General features: G+C 61.1%; 13 protein-coding genes and 1 pseudogene. 9 read left to right on the top strand and 5 right to left on the bottom strand.

Going from position 1 to position 20,878, the window contains the following annotated elements; all coding sequences use genetic code 11:
- Positions 1 to 224 precede the first annotated feature (224 nt).
- Positions 225 to 2,840: a preprotein translocase subunit SecA gene (gene secA / locus QZ540_RS02605; protein ID WP_294627513.1), complete on the top strand. Its 2,616-nt coding sequence runs from the start codon at positions 225 to 227 to the stop codon at positions 2,838 to 2,840.
- 128 nt (positions 2,841 to 2,968) lie between these two features.
- On the opposite strand, the gene QZ540_RS02610 is transcribed toward secA, so the two are convergent.
- Both QZ540_RS02610 and QZ540_RS02615 read right to left on the bottom strand, forming a co-directional pair.
- On the bottom strand, positions 2,969 to 3,604 hold the full coding sequence (locus QZ540_RS02610; RefSeq protein WP_294627514.1) for an Rv3235 family protein: 636 nt from the start codon (positions 3,602 to 3,604) through the stop codon (positions 2,969 to 2,971).
- Positions 3,605 to 3,726: 122 nt separating this feature from the next.
- Positions 3,727 to 4,707: a LysM peptidoglycan-binding domain-containing protein gene (locus QZ540_RS02615; RefSeq protein WP_294627515.1), complete on the bottom strand. Its 981-nt coding sequence runs from the start codon at positions 4,705 to 4,707 to the stop codon at positions 3,727 to 3,729.
- 208 nt (positions 4,708 to 4,915) lie between these two features.
- Between QZ540_RS02615 and QZ540_RS02620 the strand changes: the two genes are divergently transcribed.
- Entirely contained in the window at positions 4,916 to 5,584 is a 669-nt protein-coding gene (locus QZ540_RS02620; RefSeq protein ID WP_294627516.1) for a histidine kinase, read from the top strand.
- Between the two features lie 192 nt (positions 5,585 to 5,776).
- Here QZ540_RS02620 and QZ540_RS02625 read toward each other — a convergent pair whose 3' ends face one another.
- Entirely contained in the window at positions 5,777 to 6,010 is a 234-nt protein-coding gene (locus QZ540_RS02625) for a helix-turn-helix domain-containing protein (protein ID WP_044150292.1), read from the bottom strand.
- A gap of 363 nt (positions 6,011 to 6,373) precedes the next feature.
- On the opposite strand from QZ540_RS02625, the gene QZ540_RS02630 reads away from it, so the two are divergent.
- From QZ540_RS02630 to QZ540_RS02640, 3 genes are all read left to right on the top strand, one after another.
- Positions 6,374 to 7,066, top strand: coding sequence for an SAF domain-containing protein (locus QZ540_RS02630; protein WP_049356534.1), 693 nt, complete (start codon positions 6,374 to 6,376; stop codon positions 7,064 to 7,066).
- Positions 7,063 to 8,733, top strand: coding sequence for a P-loop NTPase (locus QZ540_RS02635; protein WP_294627517.1), 1,671 nt, complete (start codon positions 7,063 to 7,065; stop codon positions 8,731 to 8,733). The genes QZ540_RS02630 and QZ540_RS02635 overlap by 4 nt, the downstream gene beginning before the upstream one ends.
- Positions 8,734 to 9,070: 337 nt before the next feature.
- Complete coding sequence (locus QZ540_RS02640; RefSeq protein WP_294627519.1) at positions 9,071 to 10,645, top strand: sensor histidine kinase; 1,575 nt, start codon at positions 9,071 to 9,073, stop codon at positions 10,643 to 10,645.
- 150 nt (positions 10,646 to 10,795) lie between these two features.
- On the opposite strand, the gene QZ540_RS02645 is transcribed toward QZ540_RS02640, so the two are convergent.
- A complete protein-coding gene (locus QZ540_RS02645) occupies positions 10,796 to 11,044 on the bottom strand; it encodes a WhiB family transcriptional regulator (protein WP_005505386.1) in 249 nt (82 codons plus the stop codon).
- A 472-nt stretch (positions 11,045 to 11,516) separates the two neighbouring features.
- Here QZ540_RS02645 and QZ540_RS02650 point away from each other — a divergent pair, with 472 nt between their 5' ends.
- On the top strand, positions 11,517 to 11,957 hold the full coding sequence (locus tag QZ540_RS02650; RefSeq protein ID WP_294627520.1) for an alpha-N-acetylglucosamine transferase: 441 nt from the start codon (positions 11,517 to 11,519) through the stop codon (positions 11,955 to 11,957).
- A gap of 22 nt (positions 11,958 to 11,979) precedes the next feature.
- On the opposite strand, the gene QZ540_RS02655 is transcribed toward QZ540_RS02650, so the two are convergent.
- Complete coding sequence (locus QZ540_RS02655; protein ID WP_294627521.1) at positions 11,980 to 16,530, bottom strand: FtsK/SpoIIIE domain-containing protein; 4,551 nt, start codon at positions 16,528 to 16,530, stop codon at positions 11,980 to 11,982.
- Positions 16,531 to 17,173: 643 nt separating this feature from the next.
- On the opposite strand from QZ540_RS02655, the gene glf reads away from it, so the two are divergent.
- From glf to QZ540_RS02670, 3 genes and pseudogenes are all read left to right on the top strand, one after another.
- Positions 17,174 to 18,361 carry a UDP-galactopyranose mutase gene (gene glf / locus QZ540_RS02660; protein WP_070848099.1) on the top strand — a complete coding sequence of 396 codons (1,188 nt, stop codon included), beginning with the start codon at positions 17,174 to 17,176 and terminating at the stop codon, positions 18,359 to 18,361.
- A gap of 2 nt (positions 18,362 to 18,363) precedes the next feature.
- Complete coding sequence (locus QZ540_RS02665; protein WP_294627523.1) at positions 18,364 to 20,370, top strand: glycosyltransferase; 2,007 nt, start codon at positions 18,364 to 18,366, stop codon at positions 20,368 to 20,370.
- Positions 20,367 to 20,878, top strand: a pseudogene (locus tag QZ540_RS02670) (ABC transporter permease); the annotation flags it as partial. The gene QZ540_RS02665 and the pseudogene QZ540_RS02670, both read left to right, overlap by 4 nt.

A 20,878-nucleotide genomic window follows, 5' to 3' on the forward strand; every position in this document is an offset into this window, starting at 1 on the left:
TGTTTCTTTAGACGTTCCTTTAGACGGATAGGGCGGCTCTGCCTCAACCGGAGGGTGAAAGATTCGAGTGTCACCAAATGTCACCTCGTGGGCGCACAGCGTAAAAAATAGCTCGGACGGGCGAATTAGGCGGCTCTGCCATACAATATGTAGGAAGGCCTCACCGCGCGCACTTTCGCGCGCCCTTGGTGAGGGTACCGAAACAAGCAAGGAGTAGAAGCTCAGTGGCATCTTTCTTGGAGAAAATCCTCCGAACCGGCGATAAGAGGGTTCTGCGACAGCTCGAAGCGTACACTAAGGCGGTGAACTCGCTCGAGGACAGCTTCGCATCGATGACCGATGAGGAGCTGCGAGCAGAGACCGACAAGTTCCGCGAGCGCGTCAAGGACGGCGAATCCCTCGATATTCTGCTGCCGGAGGCCTTCGCGGTAGTCCGCGAAGCGTCCAAGCGCACCCTGGGCAAGCGCCACTACGACGTGCAGCTCATGGGTGGCGCTGCACTGCACCTGGGCAATATTGCCGAAATGAAGACCGGTGAGGGTAAGACCCTCGTCGCGACCCTGCCCGCATACCTGAACGCGCTGAGCGGCAAGGGTGTGCACATTGTGACCGTGAACGACTACCTGGCTGAGTACCAGGCGAACCTCATGGGTCGCGTGTTCCGCTTCCTCGGTATGGAGTGCGGTGTGATTCTGTCCTCCATGGAGCCGGACGAGCGTCGTAAGCAGTACGCCGCAGACATCACCTACGGTACGAACAACGAGTTCGGCTTCGACTACCTGCGTGACAACATGGCGTGGACCGTGGAGGAGCAGGTTCAGCGCGGCCACAACTTCGCCATTATCGATGAGGTGGACTCCATCCTGATCGATGAGGCACGTACCCCTCTGATCATTTCCGGCCCCGCAGCCGGCGAAGCAAACCGCTGGTACGCAGAGTTCGCGCGCATTGCCGCAACCCTGCTCAAGCGCGGTGAAGACTACGAAGTAGACGAGAAGAAGCGCACCGTCGGCATCCTCGAATCCGGCATTGACAAGGTGGAAGACCACCTGGGTGTGAAGAACCTCTACGAATCCAAGAACACCCCGCTCATTGGTTTCTTGAACAACTCCATCAAGGCGAAGGAGCTGTTCACCAACAACAAGGACTACGTGGTCATTGACGGCGAGGTCCTGATTGTTGACGAGCACACCGGTCGTATTCTGCCGGGCCGCCGCTACAACGACGGCATCCACCAGGCGATTGAGGCGAAGGAAGGCGTCGAAATCAAGCCTGAGAACCAGACCATGGCGACCGTGACCCTGCAGAACTACTTCCGCATGTACGACAAGCTGTCCGGTATGACCGGTACCGCGGAAACCGAAGCGGCAGAGTTCATGAACACTTACGAGCTCGGCGTGGTGCCCATCCCCACCAACAAGGGTGTGCAGCGCATCGACAACCCCGATAAGGTGTACCGCGACGAAATCGCCAAGTTCAAGGCGGTCGTCAAGGACATTAAGGAACGCCACGAAAAGGGCCAGCCGATCCTGGTGGGTACCGCAAGCGTGGAGAACTCCGAGTACCTGTCCCGCCAGCTGGCGAAGGCTGGTGTGCGCCACGAGGTGCTGAACGCGAAGAACAACGAGCGTGAGGCAGCTATTGTTGCGCAGGCGGGCCGTAAGGGCGCCGTCACCGTCGCAACCAACATGGCTGGTCGCGGTACCGACATTATGCTCGGCGGTAACCCCGAATTTGAGGCCGTCGAGAAGATGCGTGAGCTCGGCCTAGACCCGAACACCAACTCCGAAGAATACGAGGCACGCTGGCCCGAGGTCCTGAAGGCCTGCGAAGACGCCGCAGCCGAAGAGCACGAGGAAGTCACCAAGCTCGGTGGCCTGTACGTGCTCGGTACTGAGCGTCACGAGTCCCGCCGTATCGACAACCAGTTGCGCGGTCGTTCCGGCCGTCAGGGCGACCCGGGCGAGTCCCGCTTCTACCTGTCGCTGACCGACGAACTGATGCGCCTGTTCAACACCGGCATGGCAACCCGCCTCATGGCGGCAGCCCCCGAGGACTCCGCACTGGACTCCAAGATCGTTAGCCGCGCCATCGCTACCGCACAGGCAAACGTTGAGGGCCGTAACGCTGAGCAGCGTAAGAACGTGCTCAAGTATGACGACGTACTCAACCGCCAGCGCGAGGCCATCTACAAGGACCGCGGCCGCATCCTGCACGGTGACGACCTGAAGGAACAGATTTCCGGCTTCGTGGACGAGGTGCTGACCACCATCATTGACGCCCGAGTCTCTGAAGGCCACGCCGAGGACTGGGACTTCGACGAGCTCTGGAGTGCCCTCAAGCAGGTGTACCCCATCTCCATTACCGTGGACGACCTGGCTGAGGACGCCGGCGACCGCACCAAGATCACTCGCGACCAGATCGTGAAGGAAGTTTTGGCGGACGCACACCTCATCTACGAAGAGCGTGAGAAGAGCGTTGGCGAAGAGAGCATGCGTGAAATCGAACGCCGCGTCATGCTGTCCGTCATTGGTGAGCGCTGGCCCGAGCACCTGTACGAGATGGAATACCTCAAGGAAGGTATCGGCCTGCGCGCGATGGCTCAGCGTGACCCGCTGGTCGAGTACCAGCGTGAAGGCTACGACATGTACCAGGCGATGCTCGGCGCGATCCGCGAAGAGACCGTGACCTACCTGTTCAACCTGGACCTGTCCAAGCAGCGTACCCAGGCTTCTGCAGTGCGCCTGGCTGAGCCTTCGCGCCCGAAGTTCCTGCAGTACTCCGCCCCGGATGAGGACGGCCACGAGCAGGTTCACGTGGAACGCTCGAAGGAGAAGTAGCCTCAGCGTAAAAGCTGACGCACCGCAAAGCGTGAAAAGAGCATAAAGCACAACAGAGAGGGTGCGAATCCAAGACCGGATTCGCACCCTCTCTGCATGTCTGTAAGTTATTTAGCGGGCGATGAGGCCTAGTTTTCGTCAACCCGGCTCTGCGGCTGCTCAATCGCGGTAATCAGCCACATGCCGTGAATCAGGCGCATCTGCATGGTCACCACACGCACCCTATCCGCGCAACGCAGCAACGCAACCACCTCGTAGAGCTCATCGTGCACCTTCTGCGCTCGCACACGCAGCAAAACCGGCGGAAGAGTCAACAGCATCTCCTGGCGCACCTGGCGCGGGTTCTTCGGGAAGAACGGCAGAAGACGGTGGAAACAATCCGCTGACACCCACTGCGCCAGCTGCTGACGCGAACGACGAGCCGACATAATCTCCAGGTAAGCAATCGCCACACCCGCGCAACGGCCCTCCAACTGGCGAGCTAGTGCATCCGCAGGACGCAGCGGGCGGCCCCTCTTAGCCACCTGCGGACGCTGCGCCGAATGCTGCTCGTAACGCGGCAGCGGCAACAGCGAGTAAACCGACGGGCTGTTACGCCTCTGCACTAGAGCCATCGTGCCCTGACCCTGCTCGGGAAGCGGAGCCACCTGCTGCGGAACCACAGACTGAGCGGACGGGCGGTTCTTCGAATACGGGCTGACAGGCTGTGCAGGCTGATGCGGCGGGGTCCACGGGGCGCGGGGGAGAAGGTGGGAGAAGCTCATGACGGCTCCTTTCGGCGCAGAGGCTTTCGGTAGAGAGGCTTTCGGTGCAGGGGTATGTGAGGTGAGTTGAGCGAACGAAAGACTGTCGGGGTGGAGAGGGGTAGCGGAAGACGCGGGTGAGGCTAGTGAACGGGCTGTTCGGGAATCTGCAGAACCTGCCCCTCATAGAGCAGCTCGGCGTTCTGGCCCAGAGCGTCCTTGTTCGCTTCGTAAATATCGAGGGTGTAGTCGTAAATGGTGGAGGCGTCGGTGCCTTCGCCCAGCTGATCGGCGGCAACCGACCAGAGCGTATCGCCCGCCTGAACCGTGTAGGAGTAGGTGCCCGCCTCGGTGCGGGGAGGGGAGAAGAACGGGCTGCGATCCTGCGGGGAGCCTGCCGCCTCCGTGGGTTCAGGAGCCAGGGGAATATCGGGAACCTCGGTGGAGAGTTGCAGGGGAGCGGTGGACTGATCCGGGGCGGTATCAGGCAGTGCTGCATCTGAGCTGGAGCCCGGGCTGGTATCTGCCACCGCGGTATCCGTTGAAGCTGCGGTACTCATCGAGTCTGCGGTCATGACCGCGGAGATAGTCGTCTGCGGCATGCCCTCCGTACCGGTCAGCCCGGCGTTGCTGGGCGTAGCCACCGTAGCCTGCGCGGGCGCCAAAACCGCACCCACTCCAAGAGCCGTGCCGCCGAGCGTCAGGACGATGCGGCGCATAAAGCGCGGACGGAAAATCGCCGGAACCTTCAGCACTGCGCGGTCAGCGTTGCGGCTCGAAACTCGCAGGGAACGAGCGTAGAAGAGCGCGCAGATAAAGCTGACGAACCACCACGCGGTAATGAGGAGCGCCGCCGCTCCAGCGCAGAGCAGTGAAGCGTCTGTCAGCGGGTGCGCCGAGGGGATGCGGTGCAGGTTCACGCTCAACGCGCCCAGGACCGCCGCGGAAAGCAGGGGAGGGGCGATGAAGAGCAGGGCGTCCTGGTAGTTAGCCTTGGTGCTGGTTTCGTGACCTGCATCAGTGCCGGATGCGGCGGTTACTTCCGCGCTGGCAGTACGAGGTGTGGCTACGGGGCGTGAAGCGAAGGCTGAGGGGGTTGATCCCGGCGTGGAAAGATGGTCCACAATGACCTCCAAGTGGTGTGTTTGATGTGTTTTAGTGTTGCTTCATTTATACAGGAAGCAACACCAAAAATGAAGCAAAAAGCATCAAAATGCATGAAAAATATGTAATTTGGTAGAATTTGCTTCAAAAATTAAGCTTGGCAACCGTCACCTGAGCGGAAAAACGCCCCGGTTCGTATCCGCACCCATCCTCAGGTAGGGTCATACCATGAGCATGGAAAAGTTCCTACGAGACATTGAGGCGCGCCTCGCCTCCGAACGCGCCTGGGATATGGAACAGGACGCCCGCCAAGTCGCCCGCGTCCAGTACTCCACCATCACCCTCGACGACCGCCTCCTCGCGCAGGTTGGCGGGCCCATCCGCATCTGCGCCACCGACATGCAAACCTACGAAGGTAAGCTCGAAATGGTTGGCGAGGAATGGGTCAGTATCGAAGCGCGCGGCGAGAACATCATCATCCCCCTGCGCGGAATGCTCTGGTGGGAAGGCGGCATCGCCCCCGGGCGCGCCGATATTCGCCCCGAACGCTACCGCATGAAAATCCAGCTCGCCCTCCGCTCCCTCGCCATGGCACGCGAACCCGTCCGCCTCTCCCTCGAGGGTGGCACCGTCAGCTACGACGGCGTCATCGAGCGAGTCGGTGCGGACTTCCTTGAACTGCGCCTGCTCAACGGCGGCCAGTACCCGCGCATCTACGAACGCGACCAGTATGCGCGCGCAGCCTATGGTGCGCAGGGAGCCTACGGGCAGGGTGGTTATGGGCAGGCTGGTTACGGTCAGGGCGCCTCCGGCTACTCCCGTGCCCCTCGCGGCGCCGGCGTGCGCACCATCCCGCTGGCTCGCGTCAGTGCGGTGATTGCCCGTATTTCACGCTAAAAAGCGCAGGATATATAGCGGGTAATGCTATTCGTGGGCACCTTCATAAAATACGGCTCGACAAGTATAAATACCCGCATCAAAGCAATAAAAATACAAAAAGGTCCGCCCCTCTTCATCGAAATCTCAACGAGAGGAGCGGACCTTTCTGAAACCACTCGAGCGTTGCGCCCGCGAGGTGCATGTCGAATGCTACTCAGCCTTAGCCTTAGCAGTGAGCTTGCCGGAAGCAATTGCCTCCAGAGTCTGCTCGTGGCGCTCGGTAATGTACTCTTCAAAACGAGAGCGTTCAATACGCCACTGGTTACGCCCACCAATCTGAATGGCGGGAAGTTCGCCGCTACGCACCAGAGCGCGTACCTGCGAAAGCGAAACCTGCAGCTCCTCGGCGACGTCGCTCAGAGTGAGGAAACGAGGTGCAGTCATCGAATTGGATCCTTTCCGTGAGTGAAATCCTGGGCCCCTAGCTACCGTTAGTAGCCGTTCAGATAGAGTTCATAGTGAACATCTATTGAGTACTTTCAGTATATGCCATCACCGTGAAATTTGCCCGCAAAAAGCCTTATATGAGCTGAAAAGTTATCTAATCACCCCTTCAAAAGGGACGAAACTCAAAAATATTTCATAAACACGACTCTTGTTGAGAGCGAGTACTAAATGAAATATGCTGTTAGGGTTAGTGCCAGAATCCAGTCAAAGCACTAACGAACACACACCACTCGCTCATCGGTCAGTTGAACAACACCCGGAATCACCGCCGGCTTCCGCACCGAAAGGCACAACCACATCATGCGCATACGACAGAACGCGACGAAGCGTTCCACCCTCACCGAGCCCCACGCCAAACGCCTCAAAAGGCCCACCGTCAAGGACTGGCGATTCATTCTCGGTGTGTTGCTCGTGCTCGTCTCCATCACCGGCGTGCAGCTCTACGTGCAGGCAAACAACAGCAAGACCGAGTACTACACCGCTAAAAGCGAGATTCGCCTCGGTGAGAAAATCACCGAAGACAAACTAGCCCGAGTCGAAGCGAACATCGACTCCGCTAAAGACAAGTACTTCACCCGCGCCGATGCCGCCCAGATGAACGGCAAAATCGCGATTCAGCGCATCCCCGCCGGCAACCTCATCAGCAAGGAATCCGTAGGTACCGAAACCTCCCCGGGCCGCCGCCTCGCAACCGTCAGCATTGACCGTGCCGCAGCCTCCGCGCTGAAGGCGGGCGAGCGCGTGGACGTGTGGACCTCCGGCCCGCGCAACCCCGACACCAAGAGCGATAACCGCACCGAAAACGGTGCCCGCGCCATCGTCACTAACGCAGAAATCGTCGCCATCACGGTCGACGAGGGCGTGCTCGGCGCCAACGGCAAGGCAACCGTGCAGCTGTGGGTCAAGGAAGAAGCCCTCACCGACCTGGTGAAGGAAAGCAACAGCGACTCCAAGATTAGCCTCATCCCCGGCACCTACGGGGAGGGCCAGTGAACATCCCCGTCATCCTCTACGGCGATGACGGCTCGCTCCTGAACCGCATCGAATCCCAGCGCGGCCGCGTCTCCGTTGCACGCACCGTGCAGGACTTCAGTGAAGCCGTCGGCATGGCGCACACCGGCATCGCCCGCGTGCTGCTCTGCGCGCACGTGCCCGCCGAAATGAGCGCCTCCACCGTGGATGCGCTCGCCGCCTCCGAGGTGCTCCTGGCGGTTATCGCCCCGGACACCCTGCCCCTGCCCACGCAGGCGCACCGCATCCGCCCCGAAGCTGCCCTCGACGAGATTCTGGGCTCGCTTGAACAGGCGGTGGATGCGGCGCTCGCCCGACCCGCCGCAGGCTACGGCGTTCCCGCGCAGACCCCGAATCAGGCTCCCGCCCCCGCGGTACATCAGCCGGAGGCGCACGCCGGCTACGGATACGACGCAGGCTACGGCTACGACAGCGGATACAGCGGTTACGGTTACGATAACGGTGGGCACAGCCAGGCTGGGGAGTCGGCTGGGTACGGCTACGACCCCGCCGCGGGGGCTGCTGCACACACCGGTGCGCCCTACGGCGCCGACTACAGAAGCTACGGAATCGACCCCGCCGCCCCCGCCGGAAACGCGCCCGGCGCACCCGGCGCGCACGATTCGGCGGAAGCATCTTCTGCCGCTCCCAGCAACGAAGAATCCGTGCTCAGTCAGGCAGCCGCCATCGTCGACTCGTTCGCGCCCGGCAGCGACTACGCCCTGCACGTGCAGAACGAGAACAACGACGGCACCCTGCCGCAGCATCCGGACATCAACCAGGATCCCGCCGCACCCTCCCGCTACCAGCCGGGCCACCGCCTCGGCAAGATTGTGACCGTCTGGGGTACCCACGGCGCGCCCGGTCGAAGCACCATCGCCTTCAACCTCGCAGCCCTCGCGGCACAGCAGGGGCAACAGGTCTGCCTCATCGACGCGGATACGTACGCGCCCAGCCTGGACGCGCTCATGGCTCTCGAGGATACCGGCTCCGGCCTGGCGATTCTCTGCTCGGACGCCGACCGCGCCCAGCTCGACGAGAAAAAGGCGGGCGCCATCATGGAGCGCGTGCCCCTCAAGAACGGCACCTTCGACTTCTTGAGCGGCATCACCTCCTCTTCGCGCTGGCCCGAGGTTCGCGCCCGCGCTTTCGCGGAGGTACTCGAATGGCTCAAGCACCGCTACGACCTGGTCATCTGCGATGTTGCCGCACCCATTGAGGTGGACGAGGAGCTGACCTTTGACGGCCCGGCACCGCGCCGTAACGCCGCGACCCTCACCGCGCTCGCCTGCGCCGACCGCGTGATTGCGCTCGGCGAAGCAGACGTCATCGGCCTGCCGCGCCTAATCAACCTCGCTCGCGAGGTGCAGTCACGCCCGGATCTGTTCGCCCCCGAAACGGACGTGCAGTACTGGCTCAACCGCGGCCGCCGCGAAGCCGCCGGATTCAACCCGGAGGCGAAAATGCGCGATAACTGGGCACGCTACCTGTCGGTGCCGCTCACCGGCGTGATTCCGTACGAGCGTAAGGTTATGGATCGTTTGCGTCGCAACGGTGAGGCGCTGCTGGAGGTGGCGCCCCGCCACGCTGTCGTGCAGTCCTTTGAAGCGATGCTTGAGGGCATGTACGCGGTACGCCCCGGCGCTTAACATCAGTCCCGGCGGGTAGGCCCGTCAGCTACAACTAATACCCGCCAAAGGTGGGTGAAAGAGGCCCGGCTTATCGGTATTCCTCCCGGAACGAGGAGCGCCGATACGCCGGGTTTTCTGTTCCTTCACTCGGGGCCAAGGCAGGGGTGTGGTGCGAATGTCTCACTATCCATCTGAGGGGTGCATCTCATTGCGCTGCGTCATATTTGCAATTAAAAGCGCACTCCAAGAAATGCTCTGTAAACTATTCCACGTATTGTCGTTTGAATGGGACTCACGACGACCAAACCCGTAAAATGGTTGAATCTACCCGAACTCATGGGAAGCACACAAACATATGTCTTTTGCAGAAGGAATTATGAGCGCCTGCGACTTCGGTCCCGGCGACACTGAACGCGTTCACCTCATCATGGGTGAATGGCAGGTCATCTCTGACATCGCCCAGAGTGACCTGGTTCTATGGTTCCCCACCGACTACGTTGTTGCCGACGGCAGCTCCCCGGATGCCGTATCTGGGCCCAGCGAAACCAGTACTTTCCGTGCCTTCGCGCACGTGCGCCCCTCCAACGTCCGCACCCTCTTCCACCACGACATCATTGAGCAGGAAATGGAAGACGGAATCCGCGACGAAGCATACCGCGTCTGGATTGACCAGAACATCAGCACCTACACCGACGAAGGCAGCGGTGAAGGCGTCGGTGCCCGCCCGCGCGTACACGTAACTTTCGTGCCCATTGTGCGCAACAACCGCACCATTGCACTACTGACCAGCCACAAGATCGCCACCCCCAGCGGCTACCCCTCCATCAGTGACGAGGTCTACGAATTTGCCGCCGACACCATGCTTTCCATGGTGCACTCCGGCCTGTGGCCCGACCCCCTCGCCCAGGGAAACAACACCCAGGGCAACCCCCGCGTAATTGACGGCATTATTGTGCTCGACCGCGCCGGCCGCGTGGTCGTTGCGTCCCCGAACGCGAACTCCATGTACAACCGCATGGGGCTGAGCGGTTACCTCGAAAAGCGGAACCTCGCCGACGTCACCCGCGCTATGCTTCCTGCCGGCGAACAGGCGGATGAGACCCTGCAACTCGTCCTTGCCGGACGCAGCGACCTGCGCACCGAACTGGTCATTGCCCGCGCTCGCGTCACGATGCGCTCCATCCCGCTGCTTGCGCAGAGGCGTGCCCGCATTGAGCGTGAGGGCGCCGTGATTCTTTGCCGCGACGTGACCGAGTTGCGCCGCCGCGAGCTGGAGCTCATGACCAAGGACGCGACCATTCGCGAAATTCACCACCGCGTGAAGAACAACCTGCAGACCGTGTCCGCTCTGCTGCGCCTGCAGTCGCGCCGCATGACCACTGATGAGGCGCGTCAGGGCCTGGAGCAGGCGATGCGCCGCGTGGCAACCATTGCTACCGTGCATGAGGCGCTCTCGCAGGGCCTGACCCAGAATGTCGACTTTGACGAACTGATTGAGCGTCAGTTCCACCTGGCGGCTGAGCTGGCGTCGCCCGGTCAGCACGTGTCCACCAAGCTGATTGGCTCCTTTGGGTCTTTGCCGAGCCAGTTCGCTACTCCTCTGGCGCTGGTCATTAACGAGGTTGTCGCGAACGCTGTGGAACACGGCCTGGACGGCGAGACCGGCACCGTAACTCTCGAAGGTATTCGCGGCACCAATGATGAGGGCGAGAACATCCTCACCGTCGTGATTACCGATGACGGTAAGGGTATGGGCGATAAGAAGATTGAAGAGTCCGGCCCGAACGCCTACCGCCCGGTGACCGGCAAGGAAGGCCTGGGCATGCAGATCGTGCGTACCCTGGTGGCGAGCGAGCTGAACGGCTCGATCCGCTGGGAGGCTAACGAGCCGAAGGGCACCCGCGTGGTCATTACCGCGGTGCTCGTCTAAGCGCCTTCTTGCATGACATGTAGAACTGCCGCCGCTTCCGACAGGGGAGCGGCGGCAGTTTCGTATCTGCCCTGTATATGGCAAAAGCGTGGTGCAGTGACATAAAGTCACTGCACCACGCTTTTGATGCCCTATTGAATACTCCGGAAGTTAGGATGCACGGCGGGCACGAGCTGCGCGACGCTTCATCGCACGACGCTCGTCTTCACTGGTGCCACCCCATACGCCGGAGTCCTGGCCGGTCTCGATGGCCCACTTCAGGCAGACGTCTACAACCTCGCAAGAGCGGCAGACAGTCTTTGCCTCTTCAATTTGCAACAGGGCAGGTCCGGTGTTTCCTACGGGGAAGAACAGCTCCGGATCCTTGTCCAAACAAGCTGCACGACTACGCCAATCCACGGTGGACCTCCTTCATGATTTACGGTCTCACGCGGTGGCAAGACACATCTATTTTCCTGTGCGCGTGTCAAATACATCCGCTGATGGGATGCACACCCTGGGTTAGGGTGAAAATTGACTTATCAACTTTCGCATGTTGGAGCGGATGTGACAAGTACTTTTCTCTAAAAACTTCAGTATTAAGCTGAGGCATCTATCACTTAGGTAAACCTTTGTCTAATTGAGGGGGTGAAGAATCGCATTCTGACACGCATATTCTGCACCCCGTCTCATGAGCGAGACGCGGGCGGCTGGGCGAGCGGCGCCTCGGGCATAATATAAAGCGGTACCTACCCCTGAAATGCCGCACCGATGACGAGGCGGTGAACCCAAGGCAAACGCGAGGCAGGGGAGCGCCCACCCACTAACGCATCAGCGCATCGGACCGAAAACACCCCGGTCTGCCGCCGACACTACCCATGAGGAGCCCACCGTGCCGTCACGCCCGTTCAACGTCATCTACGCATTCGCCCTGACCGAAACCTTTGCGGCATACATCCTGATTCGCGGTATCCTCTACCCCTTTATCGTTAGCGGAATGTCCACCGCCCAGGCGATTGTGGGCGGTGTACTCCAGGCGCTCATTGCCGCGGGCATGACCTACTTCGGTCTGCGTTTCTACCGTGGCCGCTTTGGTTCGCGTATGCCCATGATCCTGATTACCCTCTGCGCCCTGTGGGTCACCGCAAGCACCCTCATCATGAACGTGAGCGCTTACGGTCTGAACATTAGCCAGTCCATCACGATTGCGGGTGTTATCGGTGCGGCGGCTGCCTTCGTCTTCGTTCTGATGCCCAGTAGCCGCCGCTATATTGAGGCGGTTACCGAGGCATCGGGCGAAGAAGCGGAGAAGTACAGCCGCCGACGCCGCTAAACCACTAAACCCTACACCGTTGTTAAACCCTAACCGTTGCCTTCGGCGCGGACGTAGCAGCTTGCGCTACCGGGCTCAGCGCCAGGGGAACCTGCGCCGCACTGACGGAGGCGCCGTCCACCACCACGAGGCGGCCGGCGGGCTGCTCACCCTGCGTGAACCGATCCAGCGGCAGTGCGGTCACCGTGCACATGTCGGCGTCCGCCAGGGATGCGGGCGCGAGCAGGAGCGCACGCGAGCATCCCATGAGCGCAGCCAGCAGGGGTGAGGAGGCGCGCCTCGGCCAGGGCGTGTAGGCGACCAACATGGCGCGGAACTCACCGCGACGCTCCAGAAGTAGCTGCTGAACGGCGGGCTGCAGGTACTGCAGGTCGTCAATGAGCACTAGCGTCTGGGCGGGGTTCTTCACCGAATCCAGGAGCGCACGGGTACGCTCCACGCTCAGCGGCTCACCCGACGCTCCGCCATCACCCGAGGTGCCGCCAGAACCCTCAAGGACGAGGGTGTCCATCATCGGATTGAGCTGAGCAATGCTCTCTAGCAGGGTGGTTTTACCCGCCGAACGGGAACCCTGCACCGGAACCACCGCGCCAGCCGGGGCACTCAACCACACCGGCATCTGCAGGCGGTCAAACGCGACCAACAGCTTGGCGCCCTGCGGATTGCACGCGGCGTGGGCGGCGGCCACGTACTCGGCCGAGGGCATGCGGTAGTACTCGGGGAACTGCTTCAACAGCGTTCCGGGGCGAGCCGCTGAACCGCTAGAAGCGCTTGCAGCGTTACCCCGCAGAACCTGCACCAGCTCCTGAAAACCTGCAACGCACGGCGAAAGAATCGAAGCGCTCAGCGGCTGATCCCCAATCAACTCCTCATTAATGGCACCCTCCACGCAATAGTGGCTCTGCGCCGGGGTGGGGTAGTCCTTGCTCGTCGAACGCATCAGGTCGGCGTCCAGGAAGCGGCGGCTCAACAGCGTAGAATGCGCCGCCGCGGCGAACCGACCGCGCGGGTTCAACGCGGAGGTGAACACCACCGAATAGCCGCGACGGCACCCCTGCGAGAGTAGGTCGTAGAGCAGGTTCTCCGTATCGGGCTGGCGGACCAGCGCCTCCAGCCAGCTGTCCAGACCGTCCACAACGATGAGCGGGCGGGCGGAGCCCTCGGCGCCCCACAGGTTCGGGGTGCGCAGCTCCTCCAGGCAGAACCGCAGGTGCGAAAGTTCCTGCGCACCCACCAGAGCCTCAAAGGCGCCGGCGTAGGGTTCTAGCTCGCGGTGGAGCGCGCCGTCGGAGGTCAGCAGAACAACCGGCGTGCGTGCGGTAAACGCCTGAGCCAGAAGGCCGTAGAGCATCGGGGCTCGTTCAGCGTTCTGCGCCAGTAGCGCCAGCGCCTGATGCCCCGACCAACTAATGTGGCGGCGCACGCCGTAGCGGGCAATCTCCAGCTCGCCCAGTAGGTAGCCTTCGGGAGCAACGCCAGAATCGGCCGGTTCGTGAGGGGTAGCCGCCGGGTCAATGCCGTACGCGACCGGTCCGCTAACCGGCGCCTCCAACGCGGGGAGCGGGCAGGTTTCGGGAAGCTCTGGCGGAATCGGGCAGTACTCATCCTGAAGCGCCGCACTCTTCTGAACGCCTGCCGGGGAATACTCGCGCTCATAGAGCGCACGAAGCTGCCGCGCAGAACGAATCAGCAGCTCATCCTCATTCCCACCAGCCTTCTGAACGACAGAAGCGGCAGTCAGCTCACGCCAGCCGCCTTCCTCAAGACCCAGCACCTGCACCGGGCGGGCATCGCTGCTCGAGGGGACCGCATCCACGAGCGGGGCACGGAACGGCACCGAACGGCCGTCGGGCAGACGCACGTACCCGGCACCGGGGTGAGCCGCCGAAATATACGCCGCAGACTCGTGCTCCAGCAGGTTATAGGAATCCTGGGCGCTCGCCACGCGCAGGCAAATGCTCGTGGCAATATTGGCGCGAATATCCTGCGAAATAGCACCCTGCGGACGCTGAGTCGCCAGAACCAGATGCAGGCCGAGCGAACGACCAATCGTGGCGATGCGCATCAGCTCAGCCATAGCGTCCGGCATGGAATCAATGAGCATGCGGAACTCATCCACCACAATCAGCAGCTCGGGGTAGCGCGGAACGGTACCCGCCGCCTGGCAGGAGGCAAGGTAATCGCGGTAGGAGTTCACGCCGAGCGCCTGCAGATCCACCTCGCGGCGGTGAATATCGGCGCGCAAAAATTCGAGCGCACGCTCCACCGCGGACACATCAAAATTGCTCAACACGCTGAGCGCATGCGGCAGCTGAGCCAGGGGCCCCAAACCCGCAGAACCTTTGAAATCCACCAGAATCAGACCCAGACGCTCGGGCGGGTAACGCAGAGCGGCGCTGAGCACCAGCGAACGCAGAAGCTGCGACTTACCGGCACCGGTCGTGCCACCGAGTAGCCAGTGCGGTCCGTGCTCAGACAGACCGATATTCAGCGAGCCACCCGAAGAAACACCCAGGTAGCAGCGAATATCGGAGGCATAACGCTGAGCCGACCAGCGCTGCAGAACGGACTCCACCGCCATGTCATCGGCACGGTTCTTCTGCCGCGCGTTCTGGGAGTGGAGAGAAGAGAAGAGATGCGCCGACTGGTGCACCTGAGCCTCGTTGAGTGCGCCCTGCTCCTGCTCGCATCCGGCGCGGTACAGGTTTTCAAGAGCGGCGCAGAACGCTTCAACGCTCAGCCCGTCAGCGTGCTGGCACAGGTCCTCACACGCCAGCGGGTGCACCTGATAGACACCCTCGGTGGGCTGCACGGGAGGCGCCGAATAACCGTGCGCGCGGTAGCGAATGCTCTGACGGTGGCTACCCTCGCTCGCACACTCGATCCAGGCGGAACTAAAAAGCGCACCGGGTGCAGGGGCGGGGCTATCAGCCTCGGTACCGCCCAGCACGCAGAGCGCCGGGGCGCTCATCTTCTGCTCACGCGGGGAGGCGAACGCATGGGACTGCGAAGACTCCGCGGCCGCCCCGGAGGCTAGGGCGGTCAGCAGGGGAGCGTAAACCGCGCTCGCCTCCTGCGGCAGGAGAATCAGCGGCGGAACCGATGCGGACAGCTCCGACTGCAGGCTACTCTGCAGGGTCTGCAGGTACTTCTCCTGCTGCGCGCCCGGTAGGCAATGCACACTCATGCCCGGCACTACAGCCAGGGTCTGCAGTAGAGCGTTCATGCGCTTCTGCTCAGCACTCTCGGCACCAGTCAACAGAACATGCACCGACCCCGGATAACCCACCACCAGCTGCACCAGGTAGGCGCGCAGATGTGCCTCCTCCAGCTTCAGATAGTGACCCAGAGCCGGGGCGGGCAACGGCAGGTAGTGGGGCGCATCCTGCTTCTCCAAAGTGCCCAGCGGGAGGTTGCGGCCGCGCAGGTAGGGCTGGCGGGGACCGCACCCGAGCACAATCGCCGGGTAGGCGGCATCATGCATGGCAGAGGGGCCCGAAATCGCCAAGTTACCCGCGGTCGGCAGGGCGAGAGCACGTTCCTTCTCCTGCGTAGCCGCCTGGCGGGTCTGCTGCGAAGCGGCACGGTTCTCAGCCCGACCGCCAAAGAAGTGCAGAAGCATCAACAGCGAAGACGCCGCAGACATCAGCAGGAGGAACCACATGCCGGTCACCAGCGCAATAATTAGGCCCACCACAATCGGCAGGCACACGCTCAACAGAATCTGCTTGAGCTTACGCGGCGCAGGCGGGTTCACGACCACCGGCTCAAACGGGTTGCCGGCATCGCCCAGGGGAGCGAGCATCTGCGCGGACTCGCCGGGGGAAGAGCCTGGGTCAGCGCTGGGGGCGCTCGCCTTCTGCATAGACTTTGCCCCATCGTCCTGAGCGGTGGGGGAGGTGAGCACGCAGAGCGAGGACCCGAGGCGGAACGGCTCGTTCCATCGCAGGACGCGCGGCTCGGCGCTCTGCATCTTCTTGCCGCCCTGCACCTTCTCGCTACCCTCGCTCGCGGAGGGGCGCTTCTCAATCCAACGGATGCCGGAGCTATCGGCGTAGAAACTGCCGTGTACCGGCTTGAGGAAGGGATCCTGCAGATGAATATGGCGCGGCTGCTCTCCTCCGCGGGGAGCTAGTGCCGCCCTGCCGAGGCTGGTTCGGCCGCGGCTGATGGGGAAGGATGCGCCCGCGTCGGGGCCGCGCAGGATGCGCAGCACGCTGACAGCGGGTGCGTTGGGGTGCTGAAATCCACCGGGAACGTTGCCGCCGAGATTATTACATTCGGGCACAATTCGTTCAGAGGCACCATTCTCAGAAGTGTTCTGCGGGGTCTCCAGCTCGGTGCCCTCGCACAGGGGGAATAGCTGAAACGGGGTGTCCTTCGCGGTGAGGGGCGCGCCGGTCTCAGACTGCTGTAGAGCCTGGTTGAGTACCTGTTCCAGGGAGGAACCGTCGCCCGCGTGTGCCAGCTGAAGCTGCACCCCGTTAGGCGCCGCCTCACCGTCGAGGCGGATGACGCGGGGGTAGGGGAGCGCGTCGGTGGTGTTGTGGTGGTCGAGAAAGAAGAGAGTCATACCCTCAGAAAACATTAAAAAGCATCAAAATTCAACAAATAGGCTGTTTGCAACCTAAAGCGTTCGTATTTTTTGAATTTTTCGCCCTGTTTTTCAAAAAACTGTGGATAACCCACCGAAATACTGCCCGGATTACCGCTCAAAAAGCCCCGCACCACGCCCACTGGGCCATCTACGTTAAGCCCACTCGCGCATCCCCACTGATGTCCGTATAGAGCCCTAGTGCTCGTGGCGTTTCATGGTCCCATCCCATTGGTTGTTTTGCGGCGCAGCAAAATTGCGATGACCAACCACAATGAATATTTACCCGTAAACCAACATTCTTCGCCCCCGGTGGAACAACAAAATCCACAGAAAAATGAGCCCCCGAAGACCCGCTTGACCTCGGGGTTCGTGAAGAATATTCACCCAGAGAAAGAGCGCGCGAACAATAGTCCAAAAGCCGCTAAAAACACGTCATAAGTATGCGTGACGCATGATAAACGGGTATCTTAGATTATGACTATATCCATCACGGAGGGGCTTTTTACACCCACCCGTGCGGATTGCGGCGCGACTGAGAGCACTCGGATGTGTCCAATCTGGTAGGTGAATGCCGCCCTCGCAGAAGGGGCGGTGCGCCGTGATAATACAGGAGAAAACATTGACCGCTGACCTCGTAGTAGTCGGTTCGGGCCTCTTCGGTCTGACCATCGCAGAACAGGCTGCCACTGAGCTGGGCCTGAAGGTTGCCCTGCTGGACCGCCGTTCCCACATCGGTGGTAACGCATACAGCGAGAAGGAGAAGCAGACCGGTATCGAGGTGCACCGCTACGGTGCGCACCTGTTCCACACCTCCAACGAGCGTGTCTGGGAGTACGTGAACCGTTTCACTGACTTCACCAACTATGTACACCGCGTGTACACCCGCCACAACGGCATTGTCTACCCCATGCCGATTAACCTGGGTACCATCAACCAGTTCTTCAACGCAGCTTACTCTCCCGCAGAGGCAAAGGCGCTCATCGCTGAGCAGGCTGGCGAGCTGGCTGGTACCGACCCGCAGAACCTGAACGATAAGGGTATCTCCCTGATTGGCCGCCCCCTGTACGAGGCGTTCATCAAGCACTACACCGCTAAGCAGTGGCAGACCCCGCCGGAAGAGCTGCCCGCATCCATCATTTCCCGTCTGCCGGTTCGCTACAACTACGACAACCGCTACTTCAACGACAAGTACGAGGGTCTGCCCGTTGACGGCTACGCAGCATGGCTGGAGCGCATGGCGGCGCACCCGAACATTGAGGTGCACCTGAACACTGACTTCTTCGAGCCCGGTCACCAGTACTCTCGCGAGAACGTTCTGGGTCAGATTCCCGTGGTCTACACCGGTCCGGTTGACCGCTACTTCGACTACGCTGAGGGCGACCTGTCCTGGCGTACCATCGACCTGGAAGAAGAAGTTCTGCCGATTGAGGACTTCCAGGGTTGCTCCGTGATGAACTACCCGGATGCTGATGTTCCCTTCACCCGCATCCACGAGTTCCGTCACTTCCACCCCGAGCGTGACTACACCAAGGACGCAACCGTCATCATGCGCGAGTACTCTCGCTTTGCGAACAAGGGCGACGAGCCGTACTACCCGGTTAACACCTCCGTGGACCGTGAGAAGCTGCTGGCGTACCGCGACCTGGCTAAGGGCGAGAACAACGTGCTGTTCGGTGGCCGCCTGGGTACCTACAAGTACCTGGATATGCACATGGCTATCGGTGCTGCACTGTCCATGTTCGACAACAAGATCCGCCCGCACTTCGCTAACGGTGCGAAGATCGAGTCCGGTGGTGTTGACGCATAACCATGGCTGATAAGACTTTGAAGAACCTGCAGCGGGTTATTTTCCCGAGCGCGGTTGAGACTGACGTTGTGCCCCTGTACGTGGATGCGAGTGTCGCGACCGGCGTTCAGCTGCCCACCCGTATTGACGGCGATGCTTCGACCTCCATTGCGGAGGCGATGAACACCTCCGGTCAGTCTGTCTCGAGCGCCAGCGCAAACCGTGATGCCGCTAATAACCTGAACAGCCGCCGTTCCATCACCGTGAGCGCGGGTCAGAGCCTGTCTTTCGGTACGTACTTCAACGCGTTCCCCGCTTCGTACTGGCGCCGTTGGACTGACCTGAAGAAGGTCGTGCTGAGCGTTCAGACTCGCGGCGAGGGCATGGTCATTGTGTACAAGTCCAATGGCCGTGGCGTGATTCAGCGCGTGGATGCGAAGCTGCTCTCCGGTGAGGAGACCAACACCTTCACCCTGCCTCTGGCGCCGTTTGGTGACGGCGGCTGGTACTGGTTCGACCTGGCTGGCACCGGCGACCTTGAGCTGATTGAGGCGAACTGGCTGGGCGACATTGAGCCCCGCGCCGATGTGAAGGCTGGTCAGGCGACCGTGCAGATTACCACCATGAACAAGGTGGAGTACTGCATCAACAACATTCGTGCTCTGGGTGAGAGCCCCGAGATTTTCGATGCTGTGCACGAGTTCCTGATTGTGGACCAGGGCACCCAGAAGGTGCAGGATCACGAGGACTTCGAAGAGGTCGTCAAGCCCCTCTCCGGTAAGTTCCGCATCATCAACCAGGGCAATCTGGGCGGTTCCGGCGGCTTCTCGCGCGGCATGTTCGAGGCTGTCAACAACGGCTCCGACTACGTGCTGCTGCTCGATGACGACGTCATCGTGGAGCCTGAGTCGATCCTGCGTATGGTGACCTTCGCGAACTACTGCAAGGAACCCACCATCGTGGGTGCGCACATGTTCGACATGTTCGACCGCTCGGTCCTGCACGCATTCGGTGAGGTTGTTGACCCGTGGCGTAACTTCTACGCTAAGCCGCACGATGATATGGCGATGGGCCACAACCTGGGCCACCACAACCTGCGTAACACCCCGTGGCTGCACCGCCGCGTGGACGTAGACTACAACGGCTGGTGGATGTGCCTCATCCCGACCGCCGTCATTAAGGAAATCGGTCTGTCCCTGCCCCTGTTCCTGAAGTGGGATGACGCTGAGTACGGTCTGCGCGCTAAGGCCGCGGGCTTCGCTACCGTGTCCTTCCCCGGCGCGGGCGTGTGGCACGTTTCCTGGACTGACAAGGATGACTCGGTTGGCTGGCAGGCGTACTACCACGAGCGCAACCGCCTCATTACCGCACTGCTGCACTCGCCCTTCGATAAGGGTGGCCGCGTGCTGCTGGAGTCCCTGTTCTTGGACGTCAAGCACACCCTGTCCATGCAGTACTACACTGAGGCTGGCCGCCTGATGGCGCTGGAGGATCTGCTCTCCGGCCCCGAGCACCTGCACCCCTCGCTCTCGCAGCGTCTGCCGGTGATTCGTGCGATGGCTAAGGAGTACCCGGAGTCTCAGGTGAAGCCGAACGTGGATGACTTCCCGGCTATTCAGACGAAGAAGCCTCCGTTCCGTGGCCGCCGTTCCTTCGCGTCTCCCGGTTACAAGAAGCTTGCTTCTTGGACCGCGAAGACTGTTGCTCGTCAGCTGTTCAAGCCGGTGAGCGAAGAGGCGAAGGCTCACCCGCAGATTCAGCTGAACTACGGTGAGACCAACTGGTGGACCCTGTCGAAGTTCGATTCGGCTCTGGCGACTAACGCTGAGGGTACCGGCCTGTTCTGGTACCGCCGCGATCCCGAGCAGCTCAAGTCGAAGCTGGCTCAGGCCGCTAAGCTGCACGTCCAGCTGGTGACCGGCTGGGAGAAGCTGCGTGAGCAGTACCGTTCGAAGGCTGCTGAGGTTGCATCCTACGATGCGTGGGCTAAGACCTTCGCTGAGCATACGGATTCTGAGCTGACCCGATGAGCGATCTGAAGTCTGTTCCCCTGAAGGCGCCCGGTCGCGGCCGCGGCATCCTGGATGCGATGAAGAATCGCTACCTGCTTCGACTTCTGGTCGATAAGGAAATCCAGGTCCGCTACCGCGGCTCGGTGCTGGGTATTCTGTGGTCCTACATTAAGCCGGGTGTGCAGTTCCTGGTGTTCTACATTGCCATGGGTCTTTTCCTTGGTCTGGAACGCGGTATGCACAACTATGCTGTGTATCTTTTCTCGGGCATGATTGCCATTAACTTCTTCTCGGAGGGTTTTGGTAATGGTGCTCGCGCCATGGTGGTTAACAGCGCTCTGATTCGCAAGATTTATCTGCCGCGTGAGCTGTTCTCGCTGTCGACGGTGTGGGTGGCTCTGGTTCATTTTGTGCCGCAGATTGTGGTCATGCTCCTGGCGTGCTTTGCGGTGGGCTGGCATCCGTCCTTGTTGGCTTTTGAGTCGATTCTGGCGGGCATGCTCATCGTGATGCTGCTGTCCTATGG

The sequence above is a fragment of the uncultured Rothia sp. genome (assembly GCF_916049665.1).
In the GTDB taxonomy this organism is placed as follows: domain Bacteria; phylum Actinomycetota; class Actinomycetes; order Actinomycetales; family Micrococcaceae; genus Rothia.